The organism is Streptomyces pyxinae, assembly GCF_024756275.1.
In the GTDB taxonomy this organism is placed as follows: Bacteria; Actinomycetota; Actinomycetes; order Streptomycetales; family Streptomycetaceae; genus Streptomyces; species Streptomyces pyxinae.
The window spans coordinates 136,086-153,013 of the sequence record NZ_JANUGQ010000012.1 but is presented as its reverse complement, the minus strand read 5'-3'; the positions used below and the strand labels follow the sequence as shown (position 1 = coordinate 153,013).

At 75.2% G+C, this 16,928-nt stretch carries 16 protein-coding genes; 13 read left to right on the top strand and 3 right to left on the bottom strand.

Annotation, left to right across the window (positions count from 1 at the left end):
* Positions 1–37: 37 nt before the first annotated feature.
* Both rpsI and glmM read left to right on the top strand, forming a co-directional pair.
* Positions 38–556: a 30S ribosomal protein S9 gene (gene rpsI, locus NX801_RS16055; RefSeq protein ID WP_258788398.1), complete on the top strand. Its 519-nt coding sequence runs from the start codon at positions 38–40 to the stop codon at positions 554–556.
* 190 nt (positions 557–746) lie between these two features.
* Complete coding sequence (gene glmM / locus NX801_RS16050) at positions 747–2,105, top strand: phosphoglucosamine mutase (protein WP_258788397.1); 1,359 nt, start codon at positions 747–749, stop codon at positions 2,103–2,105.
* A gap of 166 nt (positions 2,106–2,271) precedes the next feature.
* Here glmM and NX801_RS16045 read toward each other — a convergent pair whose 3' ends face one another.
* Together NX801_RS16045 and coaA are read right to left on the bottom strand one after the other, a co-directional pair.
* Positions 2,272–3,213 carry a DUF389 domain-containing protein gene (locus NX801_RS16045; protein ID WP_258788396.1) on the bottom strand — a complete coding sequence of 314 codons (942 nt, stop codon included), beginning with the start codon at positions 3,211–3,213 and terminating at the stop codon, positions 2,272–2,274.
* 54 nt (positions 3,214–3,267) lie between these two features.
* Positions 3,268–4,251 (bottom strand): type I pantothenate kinase, encoded by a 984-nt coding sequence (gene coaA, locus NX801_RS16040; RefSeq protein ID WP_428986163.1) that lies wholly within the window; start codon positions 4,249–4,251, stop codon positions 3,268–3,270.
* A gap of 456 nt (positions 4,252–4,707) precedes the next feature.
* Here coaA and NX801_RS16035 point away from each other — a divergent pair, with 456 nt between their 5' ends.
* The 8 genes from NX801_RS16035 to NX801_RS16000 all read left to right on the top strand — a co-directional run bounded on the left by NX801_RS16035 (position 4,708) and on the right by NX801_RS16000 (position 14,457).
* Positions 4,708–5,538 (top strand): hypothetical protein, encoded by an 831-nt coding sequence (locus tag NX801_RS16035; RefSeq protein ID WP_258788395.1) that lies wholly within the window; start codon positions 4,708–4,710, stop codon positions 5,536–5,538.
* Between the two features lie 227 nt (positions 5,539–5,765).
* The gene (glmS, locus tag NX801_RS16030) at positions 5,766–7,613 is read left to right on the top strand and encodes a glutamine--fructose-6-phosphate transaminase (isomerizing) (RefSeq protein ID WP_258788394.1); all 1,848 of its coding nucleotides are present in this window, start codon (positions 5,766–5,768) and stop codon (positions 7,611–7,613) included.
* A 57-nt stretch (positions 7,614–7,670) separates the two neighbouring features.
* A complete protein-coding gene (locus NX801_RS16025; RefSeq protein WP_258788393.1) occupies positions 7,671–8,039 on the top strand; it encodes a holo-ACP synthase in 369 nt (122 codons plus the stop codon).
* A 149-nt stretch (positions 8,040–8,188) separates the two neighbouring features.
* Positions 8,189–9,664: an NAD(P)H-hydrate dehydratase gene (locus NX801_RS16020; protein WP_258788392.1), complete on the top strand. Its 1,476-nt coding sequence runs from the start codon at positions 8,189–8,191 to the stop codon at positions 9,662–9,664.
* A gap of 1,134 nt (positions 9,665–10,798) precedes the next feature.
* Entirely contained in the window at positions 10,799–11,974 is a 1,176-nt protein-coding gene (gene alr / locus NX801_RS16015) for an alanine racemase (RefSeq protein ID WP_258788391.1), read from the top strand.
* A gap of 2 nt (positions 11,975–11,976) precedes the next feature.
* Positions 11,977–13,332 (top strand): alpha/beta fold hydrolase, encoded by a 1,356-nt coding sequence (locus NX801_RS16010; protein WP_258788390.1) that lies wholly within the window; start codon positions 11,977–11,979, stop codon positions 13,330–13,332.
* Complete coding sequence (tsaE, locus tag NX801_RS16005) at positions 13,304–13,969, top strand: tRNA (adenosine(37)-N6)-threonylcarbamoyltransferase complex ATPase subunit type 1 TsaE (RefSeq protein ID WP_258788389.1); 666 nt, start codon at positions 13,304–13,306, stop codon at positions 13,967–13,969. The genes NX801_RS16010 and tsaE overlap by 29 nt, the downstream gene beginning before the upstream one ends.
* 254 nt (positions 13,970–14,223) lie before the next feature.
* A complete protein-coding gene (locus NX801_RS16000) occupies positions 14,224–14,457 on the top strand; it encodes a hypothetical protein (RefSeq protein WP_258788388.1) in 234 nt (77 codons plus the stop codon).
* A 55-nt stretch (positions 14,458–14,512) separates the two neighbouring features.
* Here NX801_RS16000 and NX801_RS15995 read toward each other — a convergent pair whose 3' ends face one another.
* A complete protein-coding gene (locus tag NX801_RS15995; protein WP_258788387.1) occupies positions 14,513–15,118 on the bottom strand; it encodes a hypothetical protein in 606 nt (201 codons plus the stop codon).
* A 105-nt stretch (positions 15,119–15,223) separates the two neighbouring features.
* Here NX801_RS15995 and tsaB point away from each other — a divergent pair, with 105 nt between their 5' ends.
* From tsaB to NX801_RS15980, 3 genes are all read left to right on the top strand, one after another.
* Complete coding sequence (tsaB, locus tag NX801_RS15990) at positions 15,224–15,877, top strand: tRNA (adenosine(37)-N6)-threonylcarbamoyltransferase complex dimerization subunit type 1 TsaB (protein ID WP_258788386.1); 654 nt, start codon at positions 15,224–15,226, stop codon at positions 15,875–15,877.
* Between the two features lie 83 nt (positions 15,878–15,960).
* Positions 15,961–16,455 (top strand): ribosomal protein S18-alanine N-acetyltransferase, encoded by a 495-nt coding sequence (rimI, locus tag NX801_RS15985; protein ID WP_258788474.1) that lies wholly within the window; start codon positions 15,961–15,963, stop codon positions 16,453–16,455.
* On the top strand, positions 16,455–16,814 hold the full coding sequence (locus NX801_RS15980) for a hypothetical protein (RefSeq protein ID WP_428986162.1): 360 nt from the start codon (positions 16,455–16,457) through the stop codon (positions 16,812–16,814). Before rimI ends, NX801_RS15980 begins: the two co-directional genes overlap by 1 nt.
* The last annotated feature ends 114 nt before the right edge of the window (positions 16,815–16,928 follow it).

Here is a 16,928-nt window from a genome sequence, read left to right as displayed (position 1 = left end):
GGCCACCCCCTAAGACGAAAAGAATCTGAGGAGAATCGTGGCCGAGACCACTGTTGAGACCCCCGTCGAGGGCGAAGAGACCTACGCGGAGGTCACCACCTTCGAGTCGGAGGTCCCCGTCGAGGGTGAGTACACCTCCGAGTCCCTGGCGTCCCGCTTCGGCGACCCGCAGCCGGCCGCCGGCCTGGGCCGCCGCAAGAACGCCATCGCCCGTGTCCGGATCGTTCCGGGCTCCGGCAAGTGGAAGATCAACGGTCGCACCCTTGAGGACTACTTCCCCAACAAGGTGCACCAGCAGGAAGTCAACGAGCCCTTCAAGGTGCTCGAGCTCGACGACCGCTACGACGTCATCGCCCGCATCTCGGGTGGCGGCGTCTCCGGCCAGGCCGGCGCCCTGCGCCTCGGTGTGGCCCGCGCGCTGAACGAGGCGGACGTGGACAACAACCGCGGCCCGCTGAAGAAGGCCGGCTTCCTGAGCCGCGACGACCGTGCCGTCGAGCGCAAGAAGGCCGGTCTGAAGAAGGCCCGTAAGGCCCCGCAGTACAGCAAGCGGTAATCACCGCCCGCGCGGACTGCTCGGTCTGCTCGTACGTACGCCCCGGTGGCACCTCCGTGCTGCCGGGGCGTACGTCTATTCACGGGCGTACATCTATACGCTTTATCCAGCCCACCCGGGCTTCACCCGGCCTTCCCGGCCTCACCCGGGTCCGGGCGGCTTTTCACACGGAGTGACTCGGAGGACAGCTGTGGGACGACTCTTCGGCACGGACGGGGTGCGCGGCGTCGCCAACGCGGATCTGACGGCGGAGCTGGCGCTCGGCCTGTCGGTCGCGGCGGCGCATGTGCTCGCGGAGGCGGGCAGCTTCGAGGGCCACCGCCCGACCGCGGTGGTCGGACGGGACCCGCGCGCGTCGGGAGAGTTCCTGGAGGCCGCCGTGGTGGCCGGGCTGGCCAGCGCGGGCGTGGATGTCCTCCGGGTCGGCGTGCTGCCCACCCCGGCCGTGGCGCATCTGACCGCCGCGCTCGGCGCCGACCTCGGTGTGATGCTTTCGGCCAGCCACAACGCCATGCCGGACAACGGCATCAAGTTCTTCGCGCGCGGCGGCCACAAGCTCGCGGACGAGCTGGAGGACCGGATCGAGACGGTCTACGAGCAGCACCGCACCGGCGCCCCCTGGGACCGGCCCACCGGCGCCGGGGTCGGCCGGATCGCGGACTACACCGAGGGCTTCGACCAGTACGTGGCCCACCTCCTCCGGGTGCTGCCCAACCGGCTGGACGGGCTGAGGATCGTGCTGGACGAGGCGCACGGCGCGGCCTCCGGCGTCTCCCCGGCCGCCTTCGAGCGGGCCGGCGCCCAGGTGGTGACGATCGGCGCCACCCCGGACGGCCTCAACATCAACGACGGCTGCGGCTCCACCCACCTGGAGCTGCTGCGGGCCGCCGTGATCGAGCACGGCGCCGACCTGGGCATCGCGCACGACGGCGACGCCGACCGCTGCCTTGCCGTGGACCACACCGGTGCCGAGGTGGACGGGGACCAGATCCTCGCCGTGCTGGCGCTGGCGATGCGCGAGGCCGGGACGCTGCGCGGGGACACCGTGGTCGCCACGGTCATGTCGAACCTGGGCTTCAAGCTGGCCATGGAGCGCGAGGGCCTCTCGCTGGTCCAGACGGGCGTCGGCGACCGGTACGTCCTGGAGTCGATGAAGGAGCACGGGTACGCCCTCGGCGGCGAGCAGTCCGGCCATGTCATCGTGCTGGACCACGCCACCACCGGGGACGGCACCCTCACCGGTCTGCTGCTGGCCGCCCGGGTCGCCGCCACCGGCCGTCCGCTGGCCGAGCTGGCCGGGGTGATGGAGCGGCTGCCGCAGGTGCTGGTCAACGTCAAGGACGTCGACAAGTCCCGGGTGGCCACCTCCGCCGAGCTGAAGACCGCCGTCACCGAGGCCGAGACCGCCCTCGGCTCCACCGGCCGGGTGCTGCTCCGCCCCTCGGGCACCGAGCCGCTGGTCCGGGTGATGGTCGAGGCCGCCGACATCGAGCAGGCCCGCGCGGTCGCCGGCCGCCTCGCGGACGCGGTGAAGTCCGCCCTGGGCTGAGCCGTACCGGGCCGGCCCGGCCGTACGGCCCGAGCCGGGCCCGTGCCGGGCCTTGGCCGTACCGGCCGCCGCGTCGGCACCGCCGCACCGTTTCGCCATACGGCCCCGGGGCGCCCCGCCACGAACTGTGGCGGGGCGCCCCCGCGTGTGCCGGGGACGGGGCCGGTCAGGGGCGGGGCGGGGTCCGGGCGTGGGCCAGCCGCCACAGGGCCTTCTGGGCCAGCAGGGTCAGCGTCCCGGCCAGCACGATGCCGGCCAGATTGGCCAGCAGCTGGACCGCCGAGCCCCAGGTCTGGGCGTAGTCGGCGTAGCTGAAGGCCACCGCCGCGTTGGCCGCCGCCGGGACCGTGGTCACCGAGATCGCCACGCCGATCAGCGCGCCCGACTTGGCCGAGGTGAGGGAGAGGGTGCCGGCCACCCCGGCGAGCAGCGCCACCACGAACGACATCCAGTCCGGGTGCCAGATGAACCCGGTGTTCGGCCGGTCGGCGGTCACCATCTCGTCCCGGAACAGCCCCAGCGCGTCCAGCAGCCAGGAGAACCCGGCGGTGACCGTCATCGCCAGCGCGAACCCGGCGAGCAGCGCCCAGAGCGAGCGCCCGGCCAGCCGGGGTGCCCGCTGCACCAGGGCGGTCGAGATTCCGGCGAGCGGGCCGAACTCCGGTCCCACCGCCATCGCGCCCACGATGAGGATCGCGTTGTCCAGCATCACTCCGCAGGCGGCGAGCATGGTCGCCACCGCCAGGAAGGCGACATAGGAGACGCTGAGCGTGGACTCCTCGTGAGTGACCTCGGTCAGCTCCTCCCAGAGCACCGCGTCCGAGCCCTCGCCCGGTGCCTCCGCCTCGGCCCGGTCGGCGTGCCGGGAGAGGGAGAGCCCGACCTCCTCGGCGGTGATCGCCCCCGACTCGTCCAGACCCAGCCTCCGGAGCCGGCCGATCAGCTGGTCGCCGGCCTCCCGGGCGACATCGCAGAGCACCAGGTCCCCGGCGGGTTCGCGGGCGGCCCCGGGCAGGACGGCGAGATGGGTGGCGCCGACCGTCCCCCGGACGGTGGCGATCACCTCGTCGGTGCGGTCGGCCGGCACGATCAGGCGCAGATGCAGCACGTGGACGGGCTCCCCGGTCGGTCGGATGGGTCGGTCGGTCAGCTGGTCGGTCGGTCAGAGCTTGCGCAGCGAGAGGCGCTGGACCTTGTGGTCCGGGCCCTTCCGGACGACCAGGGTGGCCCGGCCCCGGGTGGGGGCGACGTTCTCTAGCAGATTCACCTTGTTGATCGTCCGCCACATGGTGCGGGCGTACTCCAGCGCCTCCTCCTCGGAGACCTGGGTGTACCTACGGAAGTACGAGGACGGGTCCTGGAACGCGGTCGCCCGCAGCTTGCGGAAGCGGTTGAGGTACCAGGACTCGATGTCCTCCGGGCGGGCGTCCACGTACACCGAGAAGTCGAAGTAGTCCGCGAGCCCGACCCGGGTACGGCCGTCCTTGCCGGGCAGCGCGGGCTGGAGGACGTTGAGGCCCTCCACGATGAGGATGTCCGGGCGGCGTACGGTCAGCCGCCTGCCGGGCACGATGTCGTAGATCAGGTGCGAGTAGACCGGCGCGGTCACCTCGTCCTTGCCGGCCTTGATGTCGGCGACGAACCGGGTGAGCGCCCGGCGGTCGTACGACTCCGGGAAGCCCTTGCGGGACATCAGGCCCCGCTCCTTCAGCTCCTTCATCGGGAGCAGGAAGCCGTCCGTGGTGACCAGCTCCACCCGTGGATGCTCGGGCCAGCGGGCCAGCAGCGCCTGGAGCAGCCGGGCGACGGTGGACTTGCCGACGGCGACCGAGCCGGCCACCCCTATGACGAACGGGGTGCCGCGCTGGGCGCTCCGCTCCCCGAGGAAGGTGTTGAGCGCGCCGCGCAGATTGTCGGTGGCGCCGACGTAGAGGTTGAGCAGCCGGGAGAGCGGGAGGTAGATGTCCCGGACCTCGTCCAGGTCGATGACGTCCCCGAGCCCGCGCAGCCGCTCGACCTCCTCGGCGGTGAGCGGCAGCGGCGTCTTGTCCCGCAGCGCGCTCCACTCGGACCGGGTGAGGTCGACGTACGGGGTGGTCTCCGCGCGGCGGTGGGCGGGGGTGGGAGGAGGCGGACTGATCACCAGGCCATTGTCGGGGGTGCGGCCGCGGCGTGGGCGGTGGGCTCGGTCACGCCGGAGCGCGCGCCGGGGCGGCACCCTTCCGGACGGCGGCGGGGGCTCCGTACGAACGCGGTGACGGGGCCCCGTACGGGCGTGGTGGCGGGGGCTCCGTGCGAACGTGGCGGCGGGGGCTCCGTACGGGCGTGGTGGCGGGGATGCCGTACGGGTACGGCCGGGCCGGTCGGTCGGGGTGCGGCGGCGGTCCGGGGGGTCCGTGTGGGCTCGGTCGGTCGGGGTGCGGCGGCGGTCCGGGGGATCCGTGCGGGGCCGGCCGGGCGGGGTGCGGGCGCGGTTTCCCGGGGCCTTGTGGGGTGATGATCACGAAGTCGTCACGGTCCCGCACCGGAACCTGACATACATGATCAGGTCTATGGCTGATCCGCCTATGGTGCTCACAGTCTGTACACAGAAAGTTGGGCCATGCGATCCACCGTCATCCGCCGTTCCGCCCTCGCCGCCGCGGCCGTCTCCCTGGCCGTGCTGGCCACCGCCTGCGGTTCCTCGGACTCCGGGGCCTCCGGCGACAAGGCCGCCGACCAGGGCAAGGGCGGGGACAAGGCGGCCACCGCCGCCCCGGCCGCCGGGGGCACGGGGAAGGCACTCCCCGCCGCCGAGCTGGAGAAGCTCGTACTGGCCCAGGGCGACCTCAAGGGCTACACGGTCCAGAAGTCGCCGGAGGTCGACAAGATGTCCGCCGCCGGGGTCACCGCCGACAAGCCCGCCTGTGAGCCGCTCGCCGAGCTGGTGGCCACCGCCTCGCCCGGGAAGCCCGGTGCCACCGTCAAGCGCCAGGCCGCCGAGGACGGCTCGGCCAAGCCGAAGCAGCCCGCCGCCAAGGACATGGCCAAGATGTCGGACGCGGAGGTGCAGAAGGCGATGGCCGCGATGCTCTCCACCACCGCGGTCAACGTCACGCTCTCCTCGTACGAGGGCAACGGCGCCGCCGACGCGTTCGCGGCCGTCCGCACCGCCGCCACCGCCTGCGCCGGTGGCTTCACCGGTGCCGCCGACAAGTCCCCGCAGAAGGTGTCCAAGGTCGAGAAGGCCGAGATCACCGGCGGCGACGAGGCCGCCGCCTGGACGGTGACGGTCGATCAGGAGGGCAGCCCGATGCCGATGAAGGTCGTCGCCGTGCGCAAGGGCGCGGTGCTCGCCTCCTTCACGGCCATCAACCTGGCCTCGGCCGCCAACGGCAAGGACTTCCCGATGCCGACCGCCGTCGTCGACGCCCAGGTGAAGAAGCTCGGCTGACACCGGGTCCGCTCCGGACCGTCCCCGGTCCGCTCCCGGCCCGGGGACGGGGCTGCCCGGTCGCCCCGGGCCTCCGGGCCGGTCCGGCCGCCCCGGGGACCCAGCGGGGGCGCGTGCGGCCGGTCCGGGCACCCCGGCGCCCGCCGGGCGCGTCCGGTCGGCGGGAACGCGCCAGGGGCCGCGTGCGGCTCACCGGGACGCGCGGGCCCTGCCCGTAGGCTGCCGACATGTGCGGAATCGTGGGTTACGTCGGCGGTCAGTCGGCGCTCGATGTGGTCATCGCCGGCCTCAAGCGGCTGGAGTACCGGGGCTACGACTCGGCCGGGGTCGCGGTGCTCGCCGACGGCGGGCTGGCCGCGGCCAAGAAGGCGGGCAAGCTCGTCAATCTGGAGAAGGAACTGGTCAGCAGGCCCCTGCCGGCCGGCTCGACCGGGATCGGGCACACCCGGTGGGCCACCCACGGCGGCCCCACCGACGCCAACGCCCATCCCCACCTCGACAACGCCGGACGGGTCGCCGTCGTCCACAACGGCATCATCGAGAACTTCGCCGCGCTCCGGGCCGAACTGGCCGAGCGCGGACACGCCCTGCGGTCCGAGACCGACACCGAGGTGGTCGCCCATCTGCTGGCCGAGTGCCACTCGGCCACCGGTGACCTGGCGGAGGCGATGCGGCAGGTCTGCCGCCGGCTGGAGGGCGCCTTCACCCTGGTGGCGGTGGACGCCGACGAGCCGGACGTGGTGGTCGGCGCCCGCCGCAACTCCCCGCTCGTGGTGGGCGTCGGGGAGGGCGAGGCGTTCCTCGCCTCGGACGTGGCCGCCTTCATCGACCACACCCGCTCCGCCATCGAACTGGGCCAGGACCAGGTGGTGGAGGTGCGCCGGGACGCGGTGACCGTCACCGACTTCGAGGGCGCCCCCGCCGAAGTCCGGGCGTACCACGTCGACTGGGACGCCTCGGCCGCCGAGAAGGGCGGCTACGACTACTTCATGCTCAAGGAGATCGCCGAGCAGCCCCGGGCGGTGGCCGACACCCTGCTGGGCCGGATCGACGCGGCGGGCTCGCTCACCCTGGACGAGATCCGCATCCCGGCCACCGAACTGCGCGAGGCGGACAAGGTGGTGGTGGTCGCCTGTGGCACCGCGTACCACGCCGGGCTGATCGCCAAGTACGCCGTCGAGCACTGGGCCCGCATCCCCTGCGAGGTCGAGCTGGCCAGCGAGTTCCGCTACCGGGACCCGATCCTGGACCACCGCACCCTGGTCATCGCCGTCTCCCAGTCCGGCGAGACCATGGACACCCTGATGGCGCTGCGCCACGCCCGGGAGCAGGGGGCCCGGGTGCTGGCCGTCTGCAACACCAACGGCTCCACCATCCCGCGCGAGTCGGACGCGGTGCTCTACACCCACGCCGGGCCCGAGGTGGCGGTCGCCTCGACCAAGGCGTTCCTCACCCAGCTGGTCGCCTGCTATCTGCTGGCGCTCTACCTCGCCCAAGTCCGGGGCGCCAAGTGGGGCGACGAGGTACGGGCGGTGATCCGGGACCTGGCCGGGATCGCCGAGGAGGTGGAACGGGTCCTGGAGACCATGGAGCCGGTCCGGGAGCTGGCCCGTTCGCTGGCGGCGAAGAACACCGTCCTCTTCCTGGGCCGCCATGTGGGGTACCCGGTCGCCCTGGAGGGCGCGCTCAAGCTCAAGGAACTCGCCTATATGCACGCCGAGGGCTTCGCGGCGGGCGAGCTGAAGCACGGGCCGATCGCGCTGATCGAGCCGGGCGTGCCGGTCGTGGTGGTGGTGCCCTCGCCGCGCGGCCGGTCGCTGCTGCACGACAAGATCGTCTCCAATATCCAGGAGATCCGGGCGCGCGGGGCGCTGACCATCGTGATCGCGGAGGAGGGCGACGAGTCGGTCGTCCCCTACGCCGACCACCTGGTCCGCGTCCCGGCCACCCCGGTGCTGCTCCAGCCGATGGTCTCCACGGTGCCGCTCCAGGTCTTCGCCTGCGAACTGGCCACCGCCCGGGGCAACGAGGTGGACCAGCCGCGCAACCTGGCCAAGTCCGTGACGGTGGAGTGAACGGAACCGGCACCGGAGTGATCAGAACGGCAGTGAACAGAACGACGGAGTGAAGAGATGATCATCGGGGTGGGGATCGACGTGGCCGAGATCGACCGGTTCGGCCAGTCGCTGGAGCGGACACCGGGGCTGCTGAAGCGGCTCTTCGTCCCGGGCGAACTGCTGCTGCCCAGCGGCGAGCGGCGCGGTACGGCCTCCCTGGCGGTGCGGTTCGCCGCCAAGGAGGCGCTGGCCAAGGCGCTGGGCGCGCCGCCCGGGCTGCTCTGGACGGACGCCGAGGTGTACGTGGAGGAGAACGGCCGCCCCCGGCTGCGGGTCATCGGCACGGTCGCCGCCCGCGCCGCCGAACTGGGCGTACGGCACTGGCATGTGTCGCTCAGTCATGACGCGGGAGTGGCCTCGGCGGTGGTGATCGCGGAGGGGTGAGGGACTCCCCGGCCGGTGGTGACTTCGCCGTTCCGGTGGTGGCCTTCTCGTTCCCTCGGCGGCCCGGCGCCGGGACGGGCCGACGCCCGGATGGGGTGACGCCGGGGGTGGGGTGGCGCGGGGCGGTGTGATCGCGGAGGGTGGGGGCCATGCGTACCGCTTACCGTATCGAGACCGTACGGGCCGCCGAGGCCGCGCTCATGGCGAAGCTGCCGCCCGGGGCACTGATGGACCGGGCGGCCGCCGGACTGGCCGCCGCCTGCGCCGGGTTGCTGGGGCGGGGCCGGGTCTCCGGCGCCCGGATCGTGGTGCTGGCCGGCAGCGGGGACAACGGCGGTGACGCGCTCTACGCGGGTGTCCGGCTGGCCCGGCGCGGCGCGGGGGTGACGGTGGTACGGCTCGGCTCCCGGGTCCATGAGGCCGGGCTCGCCGCGCTGCTCCGGGCCGGCGGCCGGGTGGCGGACGACCCGTACGCGGCGCTGGCCCGGGCCGATCTGGTGCTGGACGGCATCACCGGGATCGGCGGGCACGGCGGACTGCGCCCGGAGGCGGTGCCGCTGGTGCGGGCCGCCCGGGAGTCCGGCGCGGTGCTGGTGGCGGTGGACCTGCCGAGCGGGGTGGCGGCCGACACCGGGGAGGTGGCCGGCGAGGCGGTACGGGCGGACGCCACGGTGACCTTCGGCGCGTACAAGCCGGGCCTCCTGGTGGACCCGGCCCGGGAGTACGCAGGGGCGGTGCGGCTGGTCGGCATCGGTCTGGAACTGCCCGGCGAGCCGGACCTTGAGGCGCTCCAGCACGCCGATGTGGCCGGGCTGCTGCCGGCGCCGGCCGCCGAGAGCGACAAGTACGGCCGGGGCGTGGTCGGGGTGGTGGCCGGCTCGAAGCGCTACCCGGGCGCCGCCGTGCTGGCCGTCGCGGGCGCGCTGCGGGGCGGCGCCGGGGCCGTGCGGTACGTCGGACCGGCCCGGGACGAGGTGCTGGCGCGCTTCCCGGAGACCCTGGTCCACGAGGGGCCGCCGGGCGAGGCGGGGCGGGTGCAGGCCTGGGTGATCGGCCCGGGGCTCGGTGACACCCCGGGCCTGGACGAGGTGCTGGCGGCCGAGGTGCCGGTACTCGTCGACGCCGACGGGCTCGGGCTGCTGGACCCGGAGGCGGTGCGGAGCCGGCCGGCCCCGACGGTGCTCACCCCGCACGCCGGGGAGGCCGCGCAGCTGCTGGGCACCTCCCGGGAGCGGGTCGAGGCCGGGCGGCTGGCGGCGGTGCGGGAGCTGGCCGCGCGGTTCGGGGCGACGGTGCTGCTGAAGGGTTCCACGACGCTGGTGGCCGCGCCCCCGCCCGGCCCCGGTGCCGGTGGCGACGGCCCGGCCTCCGGTGGCGCGGTGCGGGTGAACCCGACCGGTACGCCCTGGCTGGCGACGGCCGGCAGTGGGGACGTCCTCTCCGGGCTGACCGGCTCCCTGCTGGCCGCCGGCCTCGCCCCCCGGGACGCCGCATCGGCCGGTGCCTACCTGCACGGCCTGGCCGCCCGCCGCGCCGCCCGGGGAGCGCCGGTCGCCGCGCTGGACGTGGCGGACGCGCTGCCGGCGGCGTGGCGGGACGTCGCGGGAACGGAGCCGGGCGACTGACGGGACGGCGCGGTGGCCGCCGGGGCCCGGGCGATCACCGGAGGCGCACGCCCCCGGCGCCGGGCGCCCGACGGCCTCATCCGGCCTCCTCCGGTGACCGGGCGGGGCCGGGTGCCTGACAGCCATGTGCCTCCGGTGACCGGACGAGGCCGGGGCGGACCGGACGGCGCGCCCCGAGCCCGGCCGGGCCGGACGGCCGGCGTCGATCCGCGCCCGGGCGGGAGCCGGGCGGCTGTTGACGGGGTGTGCGGCTGACGGGGCGGAGCCCGTACGCCTCCGGCCGTGCCATCGGGCTCGGGGCAGTGCGTTTCCGGAGTGCCCGCCGGTGCGGGGCCCGTACCGGCGGGCACGCCCGGCCGACTCGGGCCCGTTCGCTCCCGGGCCCGGGCAGTGCCGTCGGGGGCGTCCGCCGGACCCGGGGCAGTGCGCCTCCGGGGGCGACCGGGGCGTGAGCCGTACCTGGCTGCGGGCAGCCGCCCACCGCTGCGGGGCCCGTGTCGTCTGCGGTGTCCGCACGGTTGGGGGCGGTGCGTGCCCGGGACGGGAGCCGTACGTCTCCGAGGTACCCGCCGGGCCCGGGACCCGGATGCCGTTCGGACGCCGGCGGGGCCGGAAGCCGTATGTGGCCGGGCGGCCGCCCGACGCGTAGCCGGTACGCCTCCGGGAGGGCGGAGATCCGTACCGCTCGGCGCGCCCGCACGATGCGGGCCCGTATGCCTCCGCGCGTGCCGGTCGGGCTCGGAACCGCACACGTACGGGTGGTCGCCGGTGCGGGACCCGGGCCGTTCGGGACGCCCGACGCGGGCCTGTCGGCCTCCGGGGCGGGCAGGACCGGGGCGTCCTCCGGACGCGGAGCTCGTACGCGTCCGCGCGTACCGGTGGGGGCGTGAGCCGTACGCGTCCGGGGCCCCGCTCGGTGCCCGAACGCCTCGGCACCGAGCGGGGCGTGAGCGGCCGGTACCGGGGCCGTCCGGCGGGTTCGGAGCCGTACCGTCCGGGGCCCTCCGGTCTCCGGGGCCGGTACGCCTCCGGCCCGGGGCCGTGCACGGCCGGGCGATGTGGCGGCCGGGGCGTGACCGGGGCGACAGGCGCGGTCGGCCCGGGCGCGCGGCGGCACCTGAGACACTGAGCGCGATGAGCGAGACACCAGAGCCCCTCCGCGCCCGCGCCGAGATCGACCTCGGCGCCCTGCGCGCCAACGTCCGTGCCCTGCGGGCCCGGGTGGCGCCCGGCACTCAGGTCATGGCCGTCGTCAAGGCCGACGCGTACGGCCACGGCGCCGTGCCCTGCGCGCGGGAGGCGCTGGCGGCCGGGGCGTCCTGGCTCGGTACGGCGCTGCCGCAGGAGGCACTGGCCCTGCGTGCCGCCGGTCTCGACGCGCCGCTGCTCTGCTGGCTGTGGACGCCCGGCGACCCCTGGCGGGAGGCCATCGAGGCGGACATCGACGTCTCGGTCAGCGGCCGCTGGGCGCTCGACGAGGTGGTCGCCGCCGCCCGCGCGGCCGGCCGCCCCGCCCGGGTGCACCTCAAGGCCGACACCGGGCTCGGCCGCAACGGCTGCCAGCCCGCCGACTGGCCCGATCTGGTCGGCGCGGCGCTGAAGGCCCAGGCCGGGGGCGAGCTGCGGATCGTCGGCCTCTGGTCGCACTTCGCCTGCGCCGACGAGCCCGGCCACCCCTCCATCGCGGTCCAGCTCGCCGCCTTCCGCACCATGGTCGGCCAGGCCGAGGCGGCCGGCGCCGAGCCGGAGGTGCGGCACATCGCCAATTCGCCCGCCACCCTGACCCTGCCGGAGACCCACTTCGACCTGGTCCGGACCGGGATCGCGATGTACGGGATCTCGCCCGGCCCCGAGCTGGGCACCCCCGCCGACTTCGGGCTGCGCCCGGTGATGCGGCTCTCCGCCGCGCTGGCCCTGGTCAAGCAGGCCCCGGCCGGCCACGGGGTGAGCTACGGCCACCACTACGTCACCGAGCACCCCACGACCCTGGGCCTGGTTCCGGTCGGGTACGCCGACGGGGTGCCCCGCAACGCCTCGGGCCGGGGCCCGGTGCTGGCCGGCGGCAAGGTCCGCACGGTGGCCGGGCGGGTCGCGATGGACCAGTTCGTGGTGGATCTGCACGGCGACACCCCGGCGCCGGGGGAGCGGGCGGTGCTCTTCGGACCGGGCGACGACGGCGAGCCGACGGCCGAGGACTGGGCACGGGCGGCGGACACGATCGCGTACGAGATCGTGACTCGCGTCGGATCGCGGGTACCACGGGTCCATAAGAACGCGTCGGCGGAGGCCGGGCGGACCGGGGAGGCGTGACCGTGACCGAGACCAGCGCGGAACAGGCGGCCGTGGCCGCCGTGACGGAGGCCGCCGCCGGCACCTGGCGCCGGGCGGGCTTCGCCGGGGCCGCGGTGGGCGTGATAGCGGCGGGCGCCGCCGCCGGAGTCGCCCTGGAGCGGCTCACCGTGGGGCGCGGAATACGCCGCAGGGCCCGGCTGGCGCTGGACGCGGCCGGGCCGTACGGGGGCCTGCGCGGCACCCCCGGCCGGGCGGTCGCCGACGACGGCACCGGGCTGTACTACGAGATCGATGAGATCAATGCGGTCTCCGGGGTCGCTGCGGTCTCCGCGGCCACCAGGGCCACCGGGGTCTCCGAGGGCGCCAGCTCCACCAAGGGCACCAAGGGCAGCAAGGGCAGCAAGGGCAGCAAGGCCGCCGCCGGGTCCGCCGGAGCGGCCGGCTCCGGCGGGCGGCGGCGGCTCTTCGGCCGGCGGCGGCCCGCGCCGGTCACCGTGGTCTTCAGCCACGGCTACTGCCTCAACCAGGACTCCTGGCACTTCCAGCGGGCCGCCCTGCGCGGGTTGGTGCGCACGGTCCACTGGGACCAGCGCTCGCACGGCCGTTCCGAGCGCGGCGCCGCCCAGTGCGGCCCGGAGCGGGTGCCGGTCTCCATCGACCAGCTCGGCCGCGACCTCAAGGCGGTCATAGACGCCGCCGCGCCCGAGGGGCCGCTGGTGCTGGTCGGGCACTCCATGGGCGGCATGACGGTGATGGCGCTGGCCGACCAGTACCCGGAGCTGATCCGGGAGCGGGTGGTCGGGGTGGCCTTCGTCGGCACCTCCTGCGGACATCTCGGGGAGGTGAACTTCGGGCTCCCGGCGGCGGGCGTCAGCGCCGTACGCCGGGTGCTCCCCGGGGTGCTCCGGGCGCTCGGCTCCCAGGCGGAGCTGGTCGAGCGGGGGCGCCGGGCCACCGCCGACCTGTTCGCCGGGGTGGTCAAGCGCTACTCGTTCTCCTCGCGGGAGGTCGACCCGGCGGTCGCCCGGTTCGCGGAACGGATGATCGAGGCCACTCCGATCGACGTGGTCGCGGAGTTCTACCCCGCCTTCACCGAGCACGACAAGGCCGGGGCGCTGCGCGTCTTCACGGAGGTGCCGGTGCTCGCCCTGGCGGGGGAGAAGGACCTGGTCACGCCCAGCTCGCACACCGAGGCCATAGCGAGGCTGCTCCCGGACGCCGAGCTGGTCCTGGTCCCCGACGCCGGCCATCTGGTGATGCTGGAGCACCCCGAGGCGGTGACCGGCCGGCTGGCGGAGCTGCTGGCCCGGGTGGGTGCCGTACCGGCAGCGGCTACCGTTGGGGCGTATGGAAGCACCGCACAGCCCCGCCCCTGACTCCGCCGCCCCGCCCGTCTCCCCGGCGGCCCCGACACCCCCCGTGTCCTCCGTCCCGCCGGTGCCGGCCGCGTCCCCGGCGCCCGTGCCCGCCGGGGGCGTCGTCTCCGCCCGGCTGACCCTGAACTCCGCCGAGGAGACCCTGGCCCTGGGCCGGGCACTGGCCGGACTGCTCCGGCCGGGCGACCTGGTGCTGCTCACCGGCGAGCTGGGTGCCGGCAAGACCACCCTGACCCGGGGGCTCGGGGAGGGCCTGGGCGTCCGGGGCGCGGTGACCTCGCCGACCTTCGTCATCGCCCGGGTGCACCCGCCGCTGGGCGACGGGCCCGCGCTGGTGCATGTGGACGCCTACCGACTGGGTGGCGGTCTGGACGAGATGGAGGACCTCGACCTGGATGTCTCACTGCCCGAATCGGTGGTGGTCGTGGAGTGGGGCGACGGCAAGGTGGAGGAGCTGTCGGACGACCGGCTGCACGTGGTGATCGACCGGGTGGTGGGCGAGCCCGGCGGGGACGGGGACGGCGCGGACGGCCGGGAAGCGCACGGCGACGACCACCGGGTGGTCACCCTGACCGGTGTCGGCACCCGCTGGGCGGACGTGGACCTGGAGCCGGCCCTGGCCCCGACCCGGCGCTGAGGCGGTGCGGAACCGCGCCGGGCCCCGGCCCGGCGCCGGGACGGGTCGCCGGGGCCGTACCGGGCGCCGGGCGGTGTGAGCCCGTATGGGGAAAACGGACCCGGTTCCGGGGCGGGCGGCCCGGGACCGCTCCGTACTTTCCGACAAGCCGTCGGTACGTTCTTGCGCCCCGGCCATGGGGCGTGGTCACATGGACCCCAGGATCCACGGTCAGGTCTGCCTAACCACGCTCCCGGAGCCCCAGGAGGCACGCCATGCCGACGACCCCGACGCAGCCCAGGAAGGCCCCGGTGCCGGCCGTCCCCATGCGTGAGCTGCTGGCCTCCTGCGCCGCTGCCACCGCGGTCTCCACCCCGCCTGCGCCCGCCCGGGTCCGGGACGCGGACGGGCGGCACGGCCGGCCCGAGGCGTACGACGGACACCACGAGGCGTACGACGGGGTCCCGGGCCTCCGGGGCGGACGCGGCGAGACACCCCGCGCCGCCTGACCGGCCGGGAGCCCCCAAGAGGCCCACGGCCCATGGTCTCAGGGCCCCACGGGTCTCAGGGGATGACGACGACCTTCGCGTGGACGCTCGCGAACTTCCACAGCGCGTCCCCGTCCGCCCGCTGCATCCGGACGCCGCCGGTCTTCCGCGACGGGTCCGGGCTCGGCAGGCTGCCGTCCACGGCCGCGCTGAAGCCGATGGTCACCCCGCTCACGGTGGCGAAGCGCACCACATGTTCGATCCGCACCCCGTCAGAGCCGGCCACGCTGTTCGACCGGGAGGTCACGGAGTAGGCCCCGGGGGGCGGGCTGATCGTGCTCGGCACCACCCGGAAGGTGCGGACGGTCGTCTCCTCGGTGCCCTTGCCGCCATCGGCACCCTTGGCGTCCTTGGCGTCGACCAGCCAGACCGTACGCGCGCCCAGCGCGTAGACGACCCGCTTCCCGGAGCCGGAGTGGGCGGGCGGGGCGCTCGGATCGGGGGACGGCTTTCCCGCGCCGGACGGCGCCGGGGCGGTGGCCGAGGGCTTGGCGCCGGTGGCCCCGCCCCTGTCCGTGAGATGCGCGGGGGCGGTGGCCGATGCCTGGTAGGCGAGGAAGGCGACCGCGGCGACCGCCGCCGCGGTGAGCCCGGCCACGATTCCCGAGCTGCTCCGTGCCACGCTGCTGCCCGCCTCTCATACGTACGTATCGGTGTGACGGTAGCAGCAGCGGACGGTAGGACCGGGGCGGCCGTACTCCCGCGCGCGGAGCCGTAGGCTGTTCGCGTGCTGTTGCTCGCCATGGATACCGCCACGCCCGCCGTCACCGTCGCCCTGCACGACGGTGAGACCGTCGTCGCCCGCTCGGACCAGATCGACGCCCGCCGCCACGGGGAACTCCTGCTGCCCGCCGTGGACCGGGTGCTCGCGGAGGCCGGACGGCGGCTCGACGCCGTGACCGGGGTCGTGGTGGGTGTCGGCCCCGGCCCGTACACCGGACTGCGGGTCGGGCTGGTCATGGCCACCACCTTCGGCTCGGCGCTCGGGGTCCCGGTGCACGGGCTCTGCACCCTGGACGGACTCGCGTACGCCTCCGGGCTGACCGGGCCGTTCGCGGTGGCCACCGACGCCCGGCGCAAGGAGGTCTACTGGGCGCGGTACGAGGACGCCAGGACCCGGGTCACCGAGCCCGCCGTGGACCGGCCCGCCGAGATCGCCGAGCGGCTGGCCGGGCTGCCCGTGGTGGGGGCCGGGGCGCGGCTGTACGGCGAGCACTTCCCGGACGCCCGTGACCCCGAGCACCAGTCGGCGGCGGCGCTCGCCGCGCTGGCGGCCGAGCGGCTGCGGGCGGGCGGGGAGTTCCTGGACCCGCTCCCGCTCTATCTGCGCCGGCCGGACGCCCAGGTGCCGAAGAACTACAAGGTGGTCACGCCCCGATGACCGCCGAGGGCGACGGGAGCGGCGGGGGCTCGGGGCGTTCCGGCCCGGGCGCCGCTCCGGTGCTCGCTCCGGTCCTCCAGGAGATGCGCTGGTGGGACATCGCCCCGGTGCTGGAGCTCGAACGTGAGCTGTTCCCCGAGGACGCCTGGTCGGAGGGGATGTTCTGGTCCGAGCTGGCCCACGCCCGGGGCCCCCGGGCGAGCCGTCGCTATGTGGTGGCCCGTGACCCGGCGGACGGCCGGCTCGCCGGATACGCCGGACTCGCGGCGGCCGGCGGGCTCGGCGACGTACAGACCATCGCCGTGGCCCGGGAGCAGTGGGGCACCGGGCTCGGTGCCCGGCTGCTGACCGAGCTGCTGCGGCACGCCACCGCCTTCGAGTGCGAGGAGGTGCTGCTGGAGGTACGGGTGGACAACGCCCGCGCCCAGCGGCTCTACGAGCGCTTCGGCTTCCGGCCCATCGGCTTCCGGCGCGGCTACTACCAGCCGGGCAACATCGACGCCCTGGTGATGCGGCTGGAGCTGCGGGACGCGCCGGTCACCCGCGCCCAGCCGGCCTGTGACAATCTGCCCGGGTGATGATCACTCTGATGTGGGAGGCCCGGGCCGCCGAGGGCCGGGGCGCCGAGCTGCTCGCCTGGGCCCGCGCCCAGCCGCTGCCGGCCGAGCCGGTACGCCGGGAGACCTTCACCGCGCCGGGTGACCGGGTGCTGGTGCTGACCTGGTGGGACGTGCCCGGGGGTGACGGCGACGACGGCGACGACGGGATGTCGGCGGCCGGGCCGGGGGCCGGGCCGGCGGGGCCTGGGGAACTGCCGGAACCGCCGGAACTGCCGGAGCCGGACGCCGGGCTGGTGACCCGGCCGGTGCACCGCTGGCGCTTCGAGTCGCAGGGCACCGACCCGGCCGGTCCGGCGACCGGGCCCCTGGCCGGCTGACCGGCCGGCCCCCGGCGGACCCTCCGGAGGGCCTCCCCGGCAAATCCCCCAAGGGCTTCCCCGGCCGGTTCTCCACGGGCTCGGCCGACCGGCTTCCCGGCCGGCTCGGCCGAC